The 17,990-nt window shown below is 55.8% G+C and carries 17 protein-coding genes; all 17 read right to left on the minus strand.

Annotated features, from left to right (window positions below):
* Nucleotides 1–17 precede the first annotated feature (17 nt).
* On the minus strand, nucleotides 18–1,442 hold the full coding sequence (locus LU684_RS08565) for an ATP-binding protein (RefSeq protein WP_028700020.1): 1,425 nt from the start codon (nucleotides 1,440–1,442) through the stop codon (nucleotides 18–20).
* Nucleotides 1,439–3,604, minus strand: coding sequence for a Mu transposase C-terminal domain-containing protein (locus LU684_RS08570; RefSeq protein WP_028700021.1), 2,166 nt, complete (start codon nucleotides 3,602–3,604; stop codon nucleotides 1,439–1,441). Before LU684_RS08570 ends, LU684_RS08565 begins: the two co-directional genes overlap by 4 nt.
* On the minus strand, nucleotides 3,597–4,484 hold the full coding sequence (locus tag LU684_RS08575; RefSeq protein WP_042132612.1) for a TnsA endonuclease N-terminal domain-containing protein: 888 nt from the start codon (nucleotides 4,482–4,484) through the stop codon (nucleotides 3,597–3,599). Before LU684_RS08575 ends, LU684_RS08570 begins: the two co-directional genes overlap by 8 nt.
* A gap of 257 nt (nucleotides 4,485–4,741) precedes the next feature.
* The gene (glmS, locus tag LU684_RS08580; RefSeq protein WP_023048578.1) at nucleotides 4,742–6,577 is read right to left on the minus strand and encodes a glutamine--fructose-6-phosphate transaminase (isomerizing); all 1,836 of its coding nucleotides are present in this window, start codon (nucleotides 6,575–6,577) and stop codon (nucleotides 4,742–4,744) included.
* 3 nt (nucleotides 6,578–6,580) lie between these two features.
* Entirely contained in the window at nucleotides 6,581–7,357 is a 777-nt protein-coding gene (locus LU684_RS08585) for a DeoR/GlpR family DNA-binding transcription regulator (RefSeq protein ID WP_016489907.1), read from the minus strand.
* A gap of 190 nt (nucleotides 7,358–7,547) precedes the next feature.
* Entirely contained in the window at nucleotides 7,548–8,915 is a 1,368-nt protein-coding gene (gene glmU / locus LU684_RS08590) for a bifunctional UDP-N-acetylglucosamine diphosphorylase/glucosamine-1-phosphate N-acetyltransferase GlmU (RefSeq protein ID WP_060519796.1), read from the minus strand.
* A gap of 121 nt (nucleotides 8,916–9,036) precedes the next feature.
* Nucleotides 9,037–9,456 (minus strand): F0F1 ATP synthase subunit epsilon, encoded by a 420-nt coding sequence (locus tag LU684_RS08595; protein ID WP_016489909.1) that lies wholly within the window; start codon nucleotides 9,454–9,456, stop codon nucleotides 9,037–9,039.
* 43 nt (nucleotides 9,457–9,499) lie between these two features.
* Entirely contained in the window at nucleotides 9,500–10,876 is a 1,377-nt protein-coding gene (atpD, locus tag LU684_RS08600; protein ID WP_016489910.1) for a F0F1 ATP synthase subunit beta, read from the minus strand.
* A gap of 27 nt (nucleotides 10,877–10,903) precedes the next feature.
* Nucleotides 10,904–11,764, minus strand: coding sequence for a F0F1 ATP synthase subunit gamma (gene atpG / locus LU684_RS08605; protein WP_016489911.1), 861 nt, complete (start codon nucleotides 11,762–11,764; stop codon nucleotides 10,904–10,906).
* Nucleotides 11,765–11,812: 48 nt separating this feature from the next.
* On the minus strand, nucleotides 11,813–13,357 hold the full coding sequence (atpA, locus tag LU684_RS08610) for a F0F1 ATP synthase subunit alpha (RefSeq protein ID WP_012274911.1): 1,545 nt from the start codon (nucleotides 13,355–13,357) through the stop codon (nucleotides 11,813–11,815).
* 21 nt (nucleotides 13,358–13,378) lie between these two features.
* Entirely contained in the window at nucleotides 13,379–13,915 is a 537-nt protein-coding gene (locus LU684_RS08615) for a F0F1 ATP synthase subunit delta (RefSeq protein WP_003253191.1), read from the minus strand.
* 12 nt (nucleotides 13,916–13,927) lie between these two features.
* A complete protein-coding gene (locus LU684_RS08620; RefSeq protein ID WP_003253189.1) occupies nucleotides 13,928–14,398 on the minus strand; it encodes a F0F1 ATP synthase subunit B in 471 nt (156 codons plus the stop codon).
* 56 nt (nucleotides 14,399–14,454) lie between these two features.
* Nucleotides 14,455–14,712: a F0F1 ATP synthase subunit C gene (gene atpE, locus LU684_RS08625; RefSeq protein ID WP_003097235.1), complete on the minus strand. Its 258-nt coding sequence runs from the start codon at nucleotides 14,710–14,712 to the stop codon at nucleotides 14,455–14,457.
* 144 nt (nucleotides 14,713–14,856) lie between these two features.
* Nucleotides 14,857–15,726, minus strand: coding sequence for a F0F1 ATP synthase subunit A (gene atpB / locus LU684_RS08630; RefSeq protein WP_016489912.1), 870 nt, complete (start codon nucleotides 15,724–15,726; stop codon nucleotides 14,857–14,859).
* A gap of 16 nt (nucleotides 15,727–15,742) precedes the next feature.
* Nucleotides 15,743–16,150 carry a F0F1 ATP synthase subunit I gene (locus LU684_RS08635; RefSeq protein WP_008092225.1) on the minus strand — a complete coding sequence of 136 codons (408 nt, stop codon included), beginning with the start codon at nucleotides 16,148–16,150 and terminating at the stop codon, nucleotides 15,743–15,745.
* Between the two features lie 148 nt (nucleotides 16,151–16,298).
* A complete protein-coding gene (locus LU684_RS08640) occupies nucleotides 16,299–17,171 on the minus strand; it encodes a ParB/RepB/Spo0J family partition protein (protein WP_016489913.1) in 873 nt (290 codons plus the stop codon).
* 9 nt (nucleotides 17,172–17,180) lie between these two features.
* On the minus strand, nucleotides 17,181–17,972 hold the full coding sequence (locus LU684_RS08645) for a ParA family protein (RefSeq protein ID WP_016489914.1): 792 nt from the start codon (nucleotides 17,970–17,972) through the stop codon (nucleotides 17,181–17,183).
* Between the last annotated feature and the right edge of the window lie 18 nt (nucleotides 17,973–17,990).

A 17,990-nucleotide genomic window follows, 5' to 3' on the forward strand; every position in this document is an offset into this window, starting at 1 on the left:
GCTCCATTGATTTTCAGCTACCACTCAGAGCTTTCATCTACCCAACCTCGTTCCTGTAGGGCTTTAGCCACATCGGCCCCAGGAGACAAATGAATATTGCTAGGGACATCGACAGCGACGACAGGTTTGCCTACTGCCTTCGGCTTGGTCGCCGTGGGAACTACTGATGAATTATTATAGATTGACATATCAGCCCGCTGAGCTCTTCGCTTCAGGTCGTACTTCATCATTAGAGAAATTTGATCTTTCGTAGGCATCAGATCTTCAAATTCTGCAATCTGGAGTGGATCACCACTTCGCAGGGCCTCAATTGGCTTGTGCAACATCCTCATCTGATTATCATAGACTCGCTGCATGACGGTTGTGGTAAGCACAGTAACTCCCTCAGCGATTGCATACCGTTGGGTTAGCATGATCAGCTTAATCAAAAAATCTGTATTGCCTTGGCTAAGATCGTAAATTTTATAAAAAAGCTCCTCGCTCAGCGCAGTTGATCCACCCGTCCAATCATATTCCCACACCCGATTAACTAAAAGCTCCCAGAAAGGTGAGTCAACACTGAACCGATCAAAAGTTATTTCTCCCATACCCACAGCACGTCTGGCATTACGTAAGACACCAGAGAAAAGGGGCAGCATTGCATTTGTCCCTACGTAAACCAGAGGGACCCCGGTATCATTGGACAGTGTTACGAAGAAATTGAGCAACTTCTCCCTATCTCTACCTCCTCGGGTGTTCAGGTGCTGCATTTCGTCAATAATTATAGCGCCAATATAAAATGCCTTGCACAGCTGAGATATTATTTGCAGCATTTTACTAACGCTTGGATGCTTCACTACAATGTCGGAGTACTTATGGATACCCAAAGCAGTATCTAATGAAGCGAAAAACGCTGCGCAGAATCCTCCAAGAGATCCGTCATGTGGGCATTCAAGCTTCAACCACACTACTTGTGTTTCGATGAAAATATTACCTTTGTATTTACTATGCTGAATCACTTGGGGATATAGCTTGGAGATCGCATCCAGAGCAGTGGTTTTTCCCATACCACTCAGGCCAATGAGCGTCATGATATTCGCAGAAGACTTAAACCCGTTAGAATGAAGGCCATTTTTCGCAGGCACTCTATAGCGAATCGTCGAGGGACTGAATGGTTCGCGAGCAGTGTATCCATAGCGAATCAGCTGGCTGAAGCTATCTTCTAGCTCCAGATGTATGTCCATCGGTACGACCAAGTCTCTTAGTCGATTGATGCCATGGCTACGCAGCTTTGGGGATAGTGCGAGCTCTGCCTGATCCGGTTTGGGAGGAGTATGACCAACGTATCGAACAACCTCGATTTCAGTGAGGATCGCTGGCAGAGCCTCTATCAAAGGGTTGCCATCATATTGGGGCATTCCTGTCTTTCTGTAGGTTGCTTCTGTGTATCGATTTTTAATCATTCCCCAGACTCCTGAGCCTCGGCAATTACCAGCTTGAGAAATGCTGCACTGCGCGCCGAGGGCGGCTCACCGACATGTGACGAATTGATAACTGCCTGATCCTTGGTGGACTGTACCAATCGGAGATGACCAAGCTCGACCGTTTCTGCGTGCTGGATAGCGGCGATCTCAGTGTCCCGTTTTGCTTTTTTGTCCCTCTTGACATCCGCCTTAGACTTAGGAGTGCCAGCCGCCTTTTTCTTCGCCTTCGCCGACTTTACTAATTCATTTTGAAGACCCTTCAACTTAGCGGTGCTATTCAATTCCTCATACCTGGCGTCTGGTGACTGCTGAGTTTGAAGACTTATGACGTCCTGAACTTCTTCCAATCTATACCCAGCGTATTTCTCCCTCATGTATGGAACGATTGTTAGTGACAGAAATTCAGATCCAATTTTTATCCAGCAGTTCTCTATAGAGTTTGGGTCATACCAGACCCTGACATATCGGGTCTCTAGATTGTGGGAGCGGGCTGCCCAGTTCTCTCTCTCAGCAAGGTCACAGGTATAAAGGATGCCATTGAACTGGATTCCGCCTCTGGTTACTCGACATTCCTGAGAGGGCAGTAAAGCAATTTTAAGCTCTGCGGGCGTGACGATCTTCGAGTGAACCATGTTCTGCCGCATCCCCCAATTCCATATGCTCAAGGGGGTTGGCTCCAAATCTTCCTTGAGCATCTGTTTTGTTAACACATGTGGAACACGTAGATGCCTATTATGGTGAAGGACAGCTGCAATCATCATCTGAGTAAAATCATCCAGATCTAATATTGCGTCCAATTCATAGTCGCGATCACCTCTTTCCATGCGCCTCGCATCCACGCCACCAGGCAGGAACCGGATATCTAAGTTGTTATTCAGTAATCTGAAACGGCTTTCGACAATCGCCTTCCAGTCAGGTCGATAGGGTGGCGGAATATTAATCACCGTACCAAGGGTATTGCTCATCGTCTCACCAGCCTGACTAAGCAACTCGGCCCGATCAGCGGTCAACTCAACAGGCAGATGAAAGCAAGGCCAATCTTCAGGGTCAATTTCAATACCATACCGCTTACAAAAATCTACTTTGGGAGTATAGGCATTATACAGGGCATGCCTCGCACCATTCCAACTGGGTCCTTCAAGCCCTACATGTATTCCTACAATCATTCTAGAGTAGCTGTCGACCACCACATAAACTATCGGCCGTCCAATCAGCCAGTTACGGTTAATACGGTGAACGAGATAAACATCAGCGGGAGTTGAGTCAATTTCGTAGCGATGACATGGACCGGACAGACCTTGCGACGCCAAGCCGACCAAAGGCCGATGGTCTTTGTTCCAGTTGATATTTCCGCGCCTGCCTTTGAAAACATACAAAGTATCGAAGTGTTTTTTACCCTGATACTCAAACTGGCGCTTAGTTGGGTGACTTCCGCGAACAACGTCTCCTTTAGTCCCATCAGATTTTACGCATCTATAAAACTTTTCTATCATCCAACTATAACAGTCAGATATTGTTCCGCACTTCCGGCTCGCAAACCGTCCGTATGACACAACGATTGCAGACATGTGTCGTTCGTTCAAGATAGCCGCACGATCTTCAGTCACAACTCCCCGGTACTTAGGCTTGCGCCCTGGGATTACTCCTGACTCTCTGTTTTTTTTCTTACCTAGTCCTCCACAAGTAGATGTATTCCAAAGAAAAGCATTTTTTACTTGACCTAAACTCCAATACCTGTAAAGCAAGCGATAAATCTGTTTCCGATCGACACCCACTAGATCTGCGTGCCTCTGCACATCTGTTCCGAACGTAGATATCAATATATCAACAGGAGTACGGTCTTGGACGAAATTTTCTATTAGAGACCAATTACGATCCCTAGCCTGTTTTTCACGCTCGCCGATTTCATCGTCAGTACGAACCATGAAATCTGCTGGCTGCTCTGTATTAAGAGCGGCAAGGCCGGAAGCGATTTCTGACATAATCGCACTCTTATCAAGCAGCCATGGTTTTGTTGGATTTTTGATCAGTTCGATTACTACACACTGATCACCTTTAATACCCAGCACCCGGACAGGTTTTTTAAGCATCGCCGATCCCTCAAGAGGCGACACTATAGAATTTAATCTAATTTCATGCATGGCGAGCCTCCACGCTGATCTGTTGTGAACTAGATACTTTTACGCAGAGTGGTTCAGCCAAGCTAATCAATTTTGATCGTGAGTCGAACTCTAAGAGTCTAGTCCAGAGCAAATGGAAAAACAGATGCTTTACGCTAATATAGTCAATATAAATGAATTTTGAAATTTTCTTGAGAAGAGTCTTGAGTGGTAGACTATCAGTCGAGGCGCACTCAACAAAGGTTAGAACATTTCTGATATTCTTTTCGCTAGCCAGTTGTGGTGATATGGCGGCATAGCTTCTTAGAGCTAAAAGATTCCTTATGTGGTTCTGAGATAGATTTTCATAGAGGACCAATTTCCACTCAATACCTCTCCGCTCCCAGTACAATCGCTCTATGTCAAGCTTTTCAAGTATCCTGTCCTGTACTTCCTGCCGTGCGTCCTGAATTTCTTTAGCGTATTTCATAGATCTGGCGACTAACCGCTCTGTGCCATTTTCGTCCAATTTCGTGACAAGGAAGTCAGTTGTCATAACCAGCGGCACGTCCGTGCCGGGATAAAGCGGAGGCCTAAAGTTTAGGCTTGTGGCAATAGCATGAGTTTCGCTTTGGGGAAATAATGGAAACTGCTCTCGAATATCGATAATTGATCGGTCATATTCGAGAATCACATGGTAATGGTATTCGGCATTTGAGAGGAGATGATGAGTTCGTTGAACTCTCACACCTGGAACCATGTGCGAGTTGCCTTTAGAAGCAATCGCACGGACTTTAATCCAAGGTACGTAGTCCTCCCTTACTCCTTGCCCGTCACCGGCATTAATGCGCTTGTCAATTTTCTTCTGCGTGACAGTCCCACGCGCGGTCGGCTGGGGGGATGGTTTTTTTACCTGGCTCATCGGTAACCGGACAACCTTTCAGAAATCGCAAAGCCCGAAGGCATCGCTTAAAAAGGGAGATCCCGCCGACATCGCAGGATCATTCGAATCACGGTCAGTAGGCTGACGATGATTTTGAACCTGAAAATGCGAAGCGGGTACGATCCCGACAAAGGGAGGTACCCGCTTGTGACAAGCTTTATTGTTTTGTGACAGCCTTTATTGTTTCGTGACAACCTTTATTGTTTTCAGACATTTTTACCGGTCATGACAGCCTCTTACTCAACAGTCACCGACTTGGCCAGGTTACGCGGCTGATCCACGTCGGTGCCTTTGAGCACGGCCACGTAGTACGACAGCAGTTGCAGTGGAATGGTGTACAGGATCGGCGCCAGCGCATCGGCGATGTGCGGCACCTTGATCACGTGAGTGCCTTCACCATTGGTCATGCCAGCGTGCTCGTCGGCGAACACTACCAACTCGCCACCACGGGCACGCACTTCCTGCAGGTTGGACTTCAGCTTCTCCAGCAGTTCGTTGTTCGGGGCAACGGTAACCACCGGCATGTCGTTATCCACCAATGCCAACGGGCCGTGCTTCAACTCGCCTGCCGGGTACGCTTCAGCGTGGATGTAGGAGATTTCCTTGAGCTTGAGCGCACCTTCCATCGCCACCGGGTACTGTGCACCCCGGCCGAGGAATAAGGTGTGGTGCTTGTCGGCGAACAGCTCGGCGATTTTCTCGACAGTAGCGTCCATGGCCAGGGCTTCACCCAGGCGGGTCGGCAGGCGACGCAGCTCTTCAACCAGCTCGGCTTCGACGCCCTCTTCCAGAGTACCGCGCACTTGGCCCAGGGCCAAGGTCAGCAGCATCAGCGACACCAGCTGAGTGGTGAAGGCTTTGGTCGAGGCCACACCGATTTCCGGGCCGGCCAAGGTCAGCAGAGTCAGGTCCGACTCACGCACCAGCGAGCTGATGCCCACGTTGCAGATTGCCAGGCTGCCGAGGAAGCCCAGCTCCTTGGCGTTACGCAGCGCGGCCAGGGTGTCAGCAGTTTCGCCCGACTGCGAGATGGAGACGAACAGGGTATCCGGCTGCACCACGACCTTGCGGTAACGGAATTCGCTGGCCACTTCCACCTGACACGGGATGCCAGCCAGGCTTTCCAGCCAGTAACGGGCAACCATACCGGCGTGGTAGCTGGTACCACAGGCAACGATCTGCACGTTGCGCACTTTGGCGAACAGTTCGGCGGCCTGCGGGCCGAAGGCCTGTACCAACACGTTGTCCTTGCCCAGGCGGCCTTCCAGGGTGCGCTGGACCACGCTTGGCTGCTCGTGGATTTCCTTGAGCATGAAGTGGCGATAGTTGCCCTTGTCGGCAGCTTCAGCACCTTCATGGTACTGCACGGTTTCGCGTTGAACCTTATTGCCTTGCTGGTCCCAGATGGTGACCTGGTCACGACGGATTTCAGCGATATCGCCTTCCTCCAGGTACATGAAGCGGTCGGTGACTTGGCGCAGCGCCAGCTGGTCGGAGGCCAGGAAGTTCTCGCCCAGGCCCAGGCCGATGACCAGCGGGCTGCCGCTGCGTGCAGCTACCAGGCGGTCAGGCTGCCCGGCGCTGATCAGTGCCAAGCCATAGGCGCCATGCAGGCGTTTCACCGCGGCTTTCAGGGCATCGGCCAGGTCCGGGATGCTCTTCAGGGTGTGGTGGATCAGGTGGACGATGACCTCGGTGTCAGTCTGCGAACTGAAGACGTAGCCCAGGCCTTTCAGCTCTTCGCGCAGCTCTTCGTGGTTTTCGATGATGCCGTTGTGCACCACAGCCACTTCATCGCCCGAGAAGTGCGGGTGGGCGTTGCCTTCGGTCGGCGCACCGTGGGTCGCCCAACGGGTGTGGGCAATACCCAGCTGACCTACCAGCGGGTCAGCGGCGACAGCAGCTTGCAACTCGCTCACCTTGCCGATACGGCGACGGCGCTCAAGTTCACCCGCCTGGGTCAGAACGGCCAGGCCGGCGCTGTCGTAACCACGGTACTCAAGACGCTTGAGGCCCTCGATCAGGATGGCTGTGATATTGCGCTCGGCGACAGCACCAACGATTCCACACATGTTTTATTTCTCCTGGCTGATCGCGGCGCAGATCAGGTTGATGCCGCGAGCTTGAATTTGTTCGCGTGCCGCTGCGGGCAGGCGTTCGTCTGTAATAAGGGTGTGCACGCTGCCCCAGGGCAGCTCAAGGTTGGGGATCTTGCGCCCCACCTTGTCCGACTCGACCATCACGATCACTTCACGGGCGACTTCGGCCATGACGCGGCTAAGCCCGAGCAGCTCGTTGAAGGTGGTGGTACCCCGGCCCAGGTCGATGCCGTCGGCGCCGATGAACAGCTGATCAAAATCGTAAGAGCGTAATACCTGCTCGGCCACCTGGCCCTGGAACGACTCGGAATGGGGGTCCCAGGTGCCACCGGTCATCAGCAGCACCGGCTCGTGTTCGAGGTCGCAAATGGCTCGGGCCACGTTCAGCGAATTGGTCATCACCACCAGGCCGGGCTGGCGCCCCAGTTCGGGGATCATGGCTGCCGTGGTGCTGCCGCTGTCGATGATGATGCGCGCATGTTCGCGGATACGCCCGACGGCGGCACGCGCAATGGCCTTCTTGTAGGAAGACACAGGCTGGGCCGGCTCACCGAGCAGTTCTTGCGGCACCGGTACCGCACCGCCATAGCGCCGCAGCAACAGGCCATTGGTTTCGAGGGCAGCGAGGTCTTTGCGAATGGTCACTTCCGAAGTTTCGAAACGCTTGGCCAAGGCGTCCACGCTCACCTCACCCTGTTCGCTGAGCAAAGCCAGGATATTGTGCCGCCGCTGGGGTGTATTTCGTTTCGACATTTGCTCTTAAGTTTCGTTTCGAAAGATAATGGTTGCAATCAAAACCTAACACGCCCGTTTCGTCAAGCAGTTGCTGCCCTGTGGATAGTTTTGTCAGATTTGGCGCGGTCCCACTGGATTACCGATCGGCCAATAAAAAAGCCGACTTACTCGCATAAGTCGGCTTTCGATCGAAGCAGCTGTGGATAACTCAGCTCTTCTTGATTTTCTCCGGCCGCTTCCAGCCCGAGATATTGCGCTGGCGCGCACGGCCTACAGCCAGGTCGGCAGCTTCGACGGTCTGGGTGATGGTTGAACCGGCTGCGGTGGTCGCGCCGGCCTTGATTTCCACAGGCGCCACCAGCGAGTTGTTCGAGCCGATAAACACGTCCTCGCCCATTACCGTCTTGAACTTGTTGGCGCCATCGTAGTTGCAGGTGATGGTGCCAGCGCCGATATTGGTGCGTGCACCGATTTCAGCGTCGCCCAGGTAGGTCAGGTGACCTGCCTTGGCGCCTTCACCCAGGTGGGCGTTTTTCAGTTCGACAAAGTTACCCACATGGGCCTTGGCGTCCAGCACGCTGCCCGGGCGCAGGCGGGCGAACGGGCCGGCATCGCTGCCCTCGCCCATCACGGCGCCTTCAAGGTGGCTGTTGGCTTTGACCACCGCGCCTTTGCGCAGGGTGGTGTTCTTGATGACGCAGTTAGGGCCGATCTGCACATCGTCCTCGATGACCACTTTGCCTTCGAGAATCACGTTGATGTCGATCAGCACATCACGACCAACGGTCACTTCACCCCGTACGTCGAAGCGGGCCGGATCGCGCAGGGTCACACCCTGAGCCATCAGGCGGCGGCCTTCACGCAGCTGGTAGTGACGCTCAAGCTCGGACAGCTGACGACGATCGTTGGCGCCCTGCACTTCCATCGGGTCGTGTGGCTGTTCAGTGGCCACCACCAGGCCGTCAGCCACTGCCATGGCGATGACGTCGGTCAGGTAGTACTCGCCCTGGGCGTTGTTGTTCGACAGGCGGCCCATCCAGTCGGCCAGGCGCGCGGCTGGCAGGGCCAGAATACCGGTGTTGCCTTCCTTGATCGCTTTCTGCGCATCGTTGGCGTCCTTGTGCTCAACGATGGCAGTCACCTGGCCTTGCTCGTTCCGCACGATGCGGCCATAGCCGGTCGGGTCGTCGAGCGTGACCGTAAGCAGGCCCAGCTGCTGGTCATTGGCCTTGGCCAACAGGCGTTGCAGGGTCTCCACTTCGATCAATGGTACATCGCCGTACAGCACCAGCACGGTGTCGGCGGTCACGGCTGGCAGAGCCTGAGCTACCGCATGGCCGGTGCCCAACTGTTTTTCCTGCATGACGAAGTTCAAGTCGTCAGCGGCCAGGCGCTCGCGAACCAGCTCCGCACCATGGCCAATGACCACGTGGATGCCTTGCGGCTGCAGTTGGCGCGCACTGTGGATAACATGGCCAAGCATGGAGTTGCCGGCTACCGGGTGCAGCACCTTGGGCAGCGCCGAGCGCATGCGAGTGCCTTGGCCCGCGGCAAGAATAACGATATCGAGTGACATTACTGGCTACCAATCCTGGGCGGTCAGTGAAAGACCGAGGGGAGAAAAATCAGAAAAAGAAAAAGGGTAGCCGAGGCTACCCTTTTACTCAATCGCAACAGAAGTTATCAGCCGAGGCCGATTACTTGCCTTTGCGCATTTGCTGGACGGTACGCAGCTGGGCTGCGGCCTCGGCCAGACGTGCGGCGGCGGCACCGTAGTCGAAATCCGCGCCTTTCAGATTCAGGGCGTTCTCAGCAGCCTTGAGGGCTTCCTGAGCTTGCGCTTCATCCAGGTCTGCAGCACGTTGCACGGTATCGGCAAGCACCTTGACCATGTTCGGCTGAACCTCGAGGAAGCCACCAGAGATGTAGAACACCTCTTGGGCGCCACCCTGCTTGGTCAGCGTGATCGGACCTGGCTTCAGATTGGTGATCAGCGGCGCGTGGCCTGGAGCGATACCAAGATCACCCAGGTTACCGTGCGCAACCACCATCTCGACCAGACCGGAGAAAATTTCTCCTTCCGCGCTGACGATATCGCAATGGACTGTCATAGCCATCTGCTTGCCTCAACCTGATAGCGCCCCTTGCGGGGCGCAGGAATTACAGTTTCTTGGCTTTCTCGATCGCTTCGTCGATGCTGCCGACCATGTAGAACGCTTGTTCTGGCAGGTGGTCGTAGTCACCTTTGAGGATGCCGCTGAAGCCAGCGATGGTGTCTTTCAGGGAAACGTACTTGCCTGGCGAACCGGTGAAGACTTCGGCCACGAAGAACGGCTGCGACAGGAAGCGCTGGATCTTACGAGCGCGGGCTACCAGTTGCTTGTCGGTCTCGGACAGTTCGTCCATACCCAGGATCGCAATGATGTCCTTCAGCTCTTTGTAGCGCTGCAGAACATACTGAACGCCACGAGCAGTGTCGTAGTGCTCATTGCCGATCACGTTCGGGTCCAGCTGGCGCGAAGTCGAGTCCAGTGGGTCGACCGCTGGGTAGATACCCAGGGAGGCGATGTCACGGGACAGAACGACGGTGGCGTCCAAGTGGGCGAAGGTGGTCGCTGGCGACGGGTCGGTCAAGTCGTCCGCAGGTACGTATACGGCCTGTACGGAGGTGATCGAACCTTCCTTGGTGGAGGTGATGCGCTCTTGCAGAACGCCCATCTCTTCAGCCAGGGTCGGCTGGTAACCTACTGCCGAAGGCATACGGCCCAGCAGTGCGGATACTTCGGTACCGGCCAGGGTGTAACGATAGATGTTGTCGACGAACAGCAGAACGTCGTTACCTTCGTCACGGAACTTCTCAGCCATGGTCAGGCCGGTCAGCGCTACGCGCAGACGGTTTCCTGGTGGCTCGTTCATCTGACCGTAGACCAGCGCTACCTTGTCGAGAACGTTGGAGTCCTTCATCTCGTGGTAGAAGTCGTTACCCTCACGAGTACGCTCACCCACACCAGCGAACACGGAGTAACCGCTGTGTTCCATGGCGATGTTACGGATCAGTTCCATCATGTTTACGGTCTTGCCTACACCGGCACCACCGAACAGACCAACCTTACCACCCTTGGCGAACGGGCAAACCAGGTCGATAACCTTGATGCCGGTTTCCAGCAGGTCGTTGCCGCCTGCCTGGTCAGCGAACGAAGGCGCTGGCTGGTGGATACCGCGACGCTCTTCTTCGCCGATCGGGCCGGCTTCGTCGATCGGGTTGCCCAGTACGTCCATGATGCGGCCCAGGGTGGCCTTACCAACAGGAACGGAAATGGCAGCACCGGTGTCGACGACATCCAGACCGCGCTTCAGGCCTTCGGTCGAGCCCATCGCAATGGTACGAACCACGCCGTCGCCCAGCTGCTGCTGGACTTCGAGGGTGGTTTCCGCGCCTTGTACTTTCAGCGCGTTGTATACACTCGGCACGACGTCACGTGGGAATTCCACGTCGATGACGGCGCCGATGATTTGAACGATACGTCCGCTACTCATAGCTGGATCCTCTGAATATTTGAACCGTTAAACCGCGGCAGCGCCGCCGACGATTTCCGAGATCTCCTGGGTGATCGCAGCCTGACGCGCCTTGTTGTAGATCAACTGAAGCTCTTTGATCAAATCACCGGCGTTGTCTGTGGCGTTCTTCATCGCGATCATCCGGGCCGCTTGTTCAGCAGCGTTGTTCTCGACCACCGCCTGGTACACCTGCGACTCCACGTAACGCACCATCAAGCCGTCCAGCAGCTCTTTTGCGTCGGGTTCGTACAGGTAATCCCAGTGATGCTTGAGATCCTGATCCGGGGTTGCCACCAACGGTACCAATTGCTCGACCGTTGGCTTCTGGGTCATGGTGTTGATGAACTTGTTCGAAACCACGGAGAGGCGATCGATACGGCCGTCCAGGTAGGCGTCCAGCATCACTTTGACGGAGCCGATCAGATCGTTGATCGATGGCTCTTCACCCAAGTGGCTGATCGCTGCTACGACGTTACCGCCAAAGATGCGGAAGAAAGTCGCACCCTTGCTGCCGATCACGCACAGGTCGATTTCCACGCCCTGTTCGCGGTTTGCGTTCATGTCCTTGACCAGGGCCTTGAACAGGTTGGTGTTCAAGCCACCGCACAGACCACGGTCACTGCTCACCACGATATAACCGGTGCGCTTTACAGGGCGCTCGATCATGAATGGGTGGCGGTATTCCGGGTTGGCGTTGGCCAGATGACCGATCACCTGGCGGATACGCTCCGCGTAAGGACGGCTAGCAGCCATGCGCATTTGTGCCTTGCGCATCTTGCTGACCGCCACTTTCTCCATGGCGCTGGTAATTTTTTGCGTGCTTTTGATGCTCGCAATCTTACTGCGAATCTCTTTTGCGCCTGCCATGTATCACCTATCAGGTTAGCAAGCGGGGGCCTGAGCCCCCGCTGCGGCTTACCAGGTCTGGGTGGCCTTGAACTTCTCGATACCGGCTTTCAGGCCTGCGTCGATTTCGTCGTTGAAGTCACCCTTCACGTTGATCTTCGCCATCAGTTCAGCGTGATCACGGTTGAAGAAGGCGATCAGTGCTTGCTCGAAGCTGCCGATCTTGGAGACTTCTACGTCAGTCAGGAAGCCACGCTCAGCGGCGTACAGCGACAGAGCCATGTCCGCAATGGACATCGGCGCATACTGCTTCTGCTTCATCAGCTCGGTAACGCGCTGACCATGCTCCAGCTGCTTGCGGGTCGCCTCGTCCAGATCGGACGCGAACTGGGCGAATGCAGCCAGTTCACGGTACTGAGCCAGCGCGGTACGAATACCACCGGACAGCTTCTTGATGATCTTGGTCTGAGCGGCACCACCCACACGGGATACCGAAACACCGGCGTTCACTGCAGGGCGGATGCCCGAGTTGAACATGGCCGATTCCAGGAAGATCTGACCGTCGGTGATGGAAATCACGTTGGTCGGAACGAACGCGGAAACGTCGCCTGCCTGGGTTTCGATGATCGGCAGAGCGGTCAGGGAACCGGTTTTGCCAGTGACAGCACCGTTGGTGAACTTCTCGACGTACTCTTCCGAAACGCGCGATGCACGCTCCAGCAGACGGGAGTGGAGATAGAACACGTCGCCTGGGTACGCTTCACGTCCTGGTGGACGGCGCAGCAACAGGGAGATCTGACGGTAGGCAACGGCCTGCTTGGACAGGTCATCGTAAACGATCAGTGCGTCTTCACCGCGGTCACGGAAGAACTCGCCCATGGTGCAACCGGCGTATGGCGCCAGGAATTGCAGTGCGGCGGATTCCGAAGCACTGGCAACAACCACGATGGTGTTGGCCAGGGCGCCGTTTTCTTCCAGCTTGCGAACGATGTTGGCAACGGTGGAACGCTTCTGGCCGACAGCTACATAAACACAGAAAATACCGGAGTCTTTCTGGTTGATGATGGCGTCGATGGCCATGGCGGTCTTGCCGATCTGACGGTCGCCAATGATCAGCTCACGCTGGCCACGGCCGACAGGGATCATGGCGTCGACGGATTTGTAGCCAGTCTGTACAGGCTGGTCTACCGACTTACGCCAGATCACGCCTGGAGCAACTTTCTCGACTGCGTCGGTCTGGGTGTTGCCCAGAGGACCTTTGCCGTCGATCGGGTTACCCAGTGCGTCGACGACGCGACCCAGCAGTTCCTTACCAACCGGAACTTCCAGGATGCGGCCGGTGCACTTGGCGCTCATGCCTTCGGCGAGGGTGTCGTAGGCACCCAGGATCACTGCACCTACGGAGTCTTGCTCCAGGTTCAGTGCCATGCCGTAGACGCCGCCCGGGAACTCGATCATTTCGCCGTACATGACGTCGGCCAGACCGTGGATCCGCACGATACCGTCGGAAACCGAAACGACGGTACCTTCGTTACGGGCTTGGGAGCTCACATCGAGGTTGTCGATGCGGCCCTTGATGATTTCACTAATTTCGGAAGGATTGAGTTGCTGCATTGCTCTGCTGCCCCTTCAAACTCAAGATTTCAATGCTTCGGCCAGTTTCGCGATTTTGCCGCGAACAGAGCCATCGATTACCAGGTCACCAGCGCGGATGACGACGCCGCCAATCAGGCTGGCATCCTCCGACGCGTGCAGGCGCACTTCCTGGCCTAACCGTGCACTGAGAACCTTGGCGAGTTTGTCTTGCTGTTCTTGGTTCAACGCGAAGGCACTGGTGACTTCCACGTCCACGGATTTCTCTTGTTCTGCCTTGTACAGGTCAAACAGAGCGGCAATCTCCGGCAGAAGCAGGAGACGGTCGTTTTCCGCGGCAACATGAATGAAATTCTGTGCCTGTGCATTGAACTTGTCACCGCACACGTCAATGAACGTGGCGGCCTTTTCTGCGCTCGTCAGTCGCGGGGCCTTGAGCAGGCGCTGCATGGTGTCGTCTTGCGACACCGCAGCAGCCAGGCCGAGCATGGCTGACCAATTGGCCAGTTGCTGATGGGCCTGGGCATGCTCAAAGGCAGCCTTAGCGTAAGGTCGGGCCAACGTGGTCAGTTCTGCCATGATCGCCCTCGCTTAAATTTCAGCGGCCAGTTTGTTAACCAGCTCCGCATGCGCGTTTTGATCGATTGTGGCGCCAAGGATCTTTTCAGCACCGCCAACGGCCAGAGCACCCACTTGGGCACGCAGGGCGTCTTTAGCGCTGTTCAGTTCCTGTTCGATCTCGGCCAGAGCCTGAGCCTTCACACGGTCAGCTTCGACGCGGGCCTGTTCACGGGCTTCCTCGACAAGCTGAGCAGCGCGTTTCTTGCTTTGCTCAATGATTTCGGCTGCCTGGGCTTTAGCTTCACGCAGTTGCTGGCCCGCTTTCTCTTGGGCCAGCTCCAGGTCGCGAGCTGCGCGGTTGGCAGCGTCCAAGCCGTCGGCAATCTTCTTTTGGCGCTCTTGCAGGGCAGTGATGACCGGAGGCCATACATACTTCATGCAGAAGAGTACAAAAATCAGGAAAGCAACGGATTGGCCAATCAGGGTTGCATTAATGTTCACGCCAACACCTCGCTCGGTCTTAATTCATACAGCCATCAACTCGTGGTGACGAGTGATTAGCCGGCGATCTGACCAACGAACGGATTCGCGAAGGTGAAGAACAGAGCGATACCAACACCGATCATGGTTACGGCGTCGAGCAGACCGGCAACGATGAACATTTTAACCTGCAGCATCGGAACCATTTCTGGTTGACGAGCAGCGCCTTCCAGGAATTTGCCGCCCAGCAGGCCGAAACCAATGGCGGTACCCAGAGCACCCAGGCCGATCAGCAGAGCAACAGCGATAGCGGTCAGACCAACTACAGTTTCCATCTTTCCTCCCGACTTTTACGTCGTATTGGTTAGGTTTTTAGTTTGAAGCGGTAAAACAAATCGTTTGGTACAGCATGCCCTTGCGGACTTTTTAAGCCCTCCCCCCGAACGGGCGGGGAAGGCTATCAGACACGCCAGGCGGTCTTAATGGTTATCTTCGTGCGCCATCGACAGGTAGACGATGGTCAGCATCATGAAGATGAAAGCTTGCAGGGTAATGATCAGGATGTGGAACACAGCCCACGCCCATTGCAGCACCACACCCAGGCCGCTGAGCCACAGCAGGCCGGAGCCGAACATCACAGCGATCAGGATGAACACCAGTTCGCCGGCATACATGTTGCCGAACAGACGCAGTGCCAGCGAGATCGGCTTGGCGATCAGGGTGACGAATTCCAGCAGGAAGTTGACCGGAATCAGCAGGATCTGCACGAAGATGTTCTTGCTGCCGAACGGGTGCAGGGTCAGCTCACCGATGAAGCCGCCCAGGCCCTTGACCTTGATGCTGTAGAAGATGATCAGGGCAAACACGCTGAAGGCCATGGCCAGGGTCGCGTTCGGGTCGGTGGTCGACACGGCGCGGAACGGAATGTGCGGATCACCGGAGATCAGGATGGCCAGCTGAGGAATCCAGTCGACCGGTACCAGGTCGACGGCGTTCATCAGGAATACCCAGACGAAGATGGTCAGCGCCAGCGGTGCGATTACCGGGCTACGGCCGTGGAAGGAGTCCTTCACGCTGCCGTTGACGAAATCGACCATCACTTCCACGAAGTTCTGCAGACCGCCAGGCTGGCCGGAAGTCGCCTTCTTTGCCGCCATGCGGAAAATGAACAGGAAGATCAGACCCAGCGCGACGGACCAACCCAGGGTGTCCAGGTGGAACGCCCAGAAGCCCATTGCCTTGGCTTCTGCAGCCGAATGGGCAAAGCCCCAGCTGCCGTCTGGTAGTTGACCGTAGGTCAGGTTCTGCAAGTGGTGCTGGATATAGCCCGAAGCGGTTTCTGCTGCCATGGTTGCCTCAAACGCCCTAAGGTCTCGAAAGTCTTTTATTCATCAGCAGGGGCGCGAACCAGCTGACCAAAAGGGTCAACACGAAGACGCCGAATACTGCTAACGGCGCCAGTGGCTTCACTCCTGCGAAGGTCAGTGCAAAAAGCACTGCCGTCAAAATCATCTTGCCTGCCTCGCCAGCGTAAAACGACTTGACGATGGCTTGTGCTGCCCGAGCTCCGCTGAAGCGAAAAGCCTTCCAGGCGAAATACACATTGGGCAGCCACGCAATCAAACCTCCGCAAAGGCCTGAATATCCACTGACCGCCCCTTTCCACTGCCACAACACCAGGGTTGCCAGCAGCAGTACGACGAATTGAGCCAGCAGTACCGGAAAAACCGCCCAGCGATGGAAAGGCAGGCGGTTTGGCGTGCGGATTTCCATCACAACTGCTCCTCGGAAGTCGACCAACAAGTCAGCTATGACTTGGCATAATTTGTGCCGACAAAATGCGCGCAGAGTATAGGGGTGGATTAACCCCTATTCAACTCTTCGTAGTGATTTCCGACTGCGCGCTACAACAGGAATTGTTTCAGCGGATGTGAGCAAGCACGCCTTGCAACTCGTCAAGCGAGTTGTAACGAATAACCAACTGCCCCTTGCCCTTGTTGCCATGACGGATCTGAACGGCCGAGCCCAGGCGCTCTGCGAGCCGCTGTTCAAGGCGTGCGATATCCGGATCAGGTTTGCTCGGTTCGACCGGATCAGGCTTGTCACTGAGCCACTGACGAACCAGTGCCTCGGTTTGGCGCACAGTGAGGCCACGTGCGACAACATGACGCGCCCCCTCCTCCTGACGATTCTCGTCCAGGCCGAGCAATGCGCGTGCGTGCCCCATCTCCAGGTCGCCGTGGGCGAGCATGGTCTTGATCGCCTCAGGCAAGGTGATCAGGCGCAGCAGGTTGGCCACGGTTACCCGCGACTTGCCAACGGCATCAGCCACCTGTTGCTGGGTAAGTTCGAATTCCTGCTGCAGACGCTGCAGGGCCATGGCCTCTTCCAACGGGTTGAGGTCTTCGCGCTGGATGTTCTCGATCAGCGCCATGGCAATGGCGGCTTCATCGGGCACTTCGCGGACCATGGCCGGAATCGTGTCCAGGCCAGCCTGCTGGGTAGCGCGCCAGCGGCGCTCACCGGCGATGATCTCATAGCGGTTGTCGCCAATCGGGCGGACCACGATCGGTTGCATCACGCCATGGCTGCGAATCGAGTGCGCGAGTTCTTCCAGCGCCTGCGGATCCATGTCCCGACGTGGCTGGTACTTGCCACGCTGAATCAGCTCGACCGGCAGGTGTTGCAGTTCTTTCTGGTCGATCTTCACAGCCTGCTCTTCGAGCGCGCTGACGGAAGGACCACTGAGCAGTGCATCCAACCCACGTCCGAGACCCCGTTTCTTGACGGCCATACGGATTCCTTAAGTTGTCTGTGCAGTGCGTGATTGACGGCGTTGACGGCGAACCAGTTCCCCCGCCAGGGCCAGGTAAGCCAGCGCGCCGCGCGATTGCTTGTCGTAAGCCAGGGCCGGCATGCCAAAGCTGGGGGCCTCGGCCAGGCGAATGTTGCGCGGAATGACCGTGTCGTACAGCTGCGGGCCAAAGTGTTCTTTCAGCTGCGCCGAAACATCGTTGTTCAGGCTCAGGCGAGGATCGTACATGGTCCGCAACAGGCCCTCGATCTTCAGCTCCGGATTCAACCGGGCGGCGATGCGCTTGATGTTATCCACAAGGTCGCTAAGACCTTCCAGTGCGTAGTACTCGCACTGCATGGGGATGATCACGCCATCGGAAGCGACCAGGGCGTTTAACGTGAGCATCGACAGCGACGGCGGGCAGTCGATGAGGATGAAGTCGTAGTTCTCGCGGATTGGCGCCAGGGCGTTACGCAGACGGCTTTCCTTGACCTGCATTTCCAGCAGCACCACCTCGGCGGCGGTCAGGTCGCGGTTGGCCGGCAGCAACTGGAACCCGCCGTGCTCGGAGTAATGCATGGCCTGAGCCAGGTCGCACTCCCCGATCAGCAGGTCGTAGACCGAGTGCTCGAGCTCGTGCTTGTCCACGCCGCTGCCCATGGTGGCGTTGCCCTGCGGATCGAGGTCGATCAGCAGGACACGACGCTTGGTCGCGGCCAGCGAGGCGGCGAGATTGATACAGGTGGTGGTCTTGCCTACACCACCTTTCTGGTTCGCGATTGCGAATACCTTAGCCATTGATGCGCGTGTTCCCAG

The sequence above is a fragment of the Pseudomonas sp. NMI542_15 genome, from assembly GCF_021283425.1.
GTDB lineage: Bacteria > Pseudomonadota > Gammaproteobacteria > Pseudomonadales > Pseudomonadaceae > Aquipseudomonas > Aquipseudomonas fortuita.

What these genes read in the sequence shown, in the direction of transcription:
- LU684_RS08565 (WP_028700020.1), bottom strand. Translation starts at nt 1,442, where the DNA reads ATGATTAAAAATCGATACACAGAAGCAACCTACAGAAAGACAGGAATG.
- LU684_RS08570 (WP_028700021.1), bottom strand. Translation starts at nt 3,604, where the DNA reads ATGCATGAAATTAGATTAAATTCTATAGTGTCGCCTCTTGAGGGATCG.
- LU684_RS08575 (WP_042132612.1), bottom strand. Translation starts at nt 4,484, where the DNA reads ATGAGCCAGGTAAAAAAACCATCCCCCCAGCCGACCGCGCGTGGGACT.
- glmS (WP_023048578.1), bottom strand. Translation starts at nt 6,577, where the DNA reads ATGTGTGGAATCGTTGGTGCTGTCGCCGAGCGCAATATCACAGCCATC.
- LU684_RS08585 (WP_016489907.1), bottom strand. Translation starts at nt 7,357, where the DNA reads ATGTCGAAACGAAATACACCCCAGCGGCGGCACAATATCCTGGCTTTG.
- glmU (WP_060519796.1), bottom strand. Translation starts at nt 8,915, where the DNA reads ATGTCACTCGATATCGTTATTCTTGCCGCGGGCCAAGGCACTCGCATG.
- LU684_RS08595 (WP_016489909.1), bottom strand. Translation starts at nt 9,456, where the DNA reads ATGGCTATGACAGTCCATTGCGATATCGTCAGCGCGGAAGGAGAAATT.
- atpD (WP_016489910.1), bottom strand. Translation starts at nt 10,876, where the DNA reads ATGAGTAGCGGACGTATCGTTCAAATCATCGGCGCCGTCATCGACGTG.
- atpG (WP_016489911.1), bottom strand. Translation starts at nt 11,764, where the DNA reads ATGGCAGGCGCAAAAGAGATTCGCAGTAAGATTGCGAGCATCAAAAGC.
- atpA (WP_012274911.1), bottom strand. Translation starts at nt 13,357, where the DNA reads ATGCAGCAACTCAATCCTTCCGAAATTAGTGAAATCATCAAGGGCCGC.
- LU684_RS08615 (WP_003253191.1), bottom strand. Translation starts at nt 13,915, where the DNA reads ATGGCAGAACTGACCACGTTGGCCCGACCTTACGCTAAGGCTGCCTTT.
- atpE (WP_003097235.1), bottom strand. Translation starts at nt 14,712, where the DNA reads ATGGAAACTGTAGTTGGTCTGACCGCTATCGCTGTTGCTCTGCTGATC.
- atpB (WP_016489912.1), bottom strand. Translation starts at nt 15,726, where the DNA reads ATGGCAGCAGAAACCGCTTCGGGCTATATCCAGCACCACTTGCAGAAC.
- LU684_RS08635 (WP_008092225.1), bottom strand. Translation starts at nt 16,150, where the DNA reads ATGGAAATCCGCACGCCAAACCGCCTGCCTTTCCATCGCTGGGCGGTT.
- LU684_RS08640 (WP_016489913.1), bottom strand. Translation starts at nt 17,171, where the DNA reads ATGGCCGTCAAGAAACGGGGTCTCGGACGTGGGTTGGATGCACTGCTC.
- LU684_RS08645 (WP_016489914.1), bottom strand. Translation starts at nt 17,972, where the DNA reads ATGGCTAAGGTATTCGCAATCGCGAACCAGAAAGGTGGTGTAGGCAAG.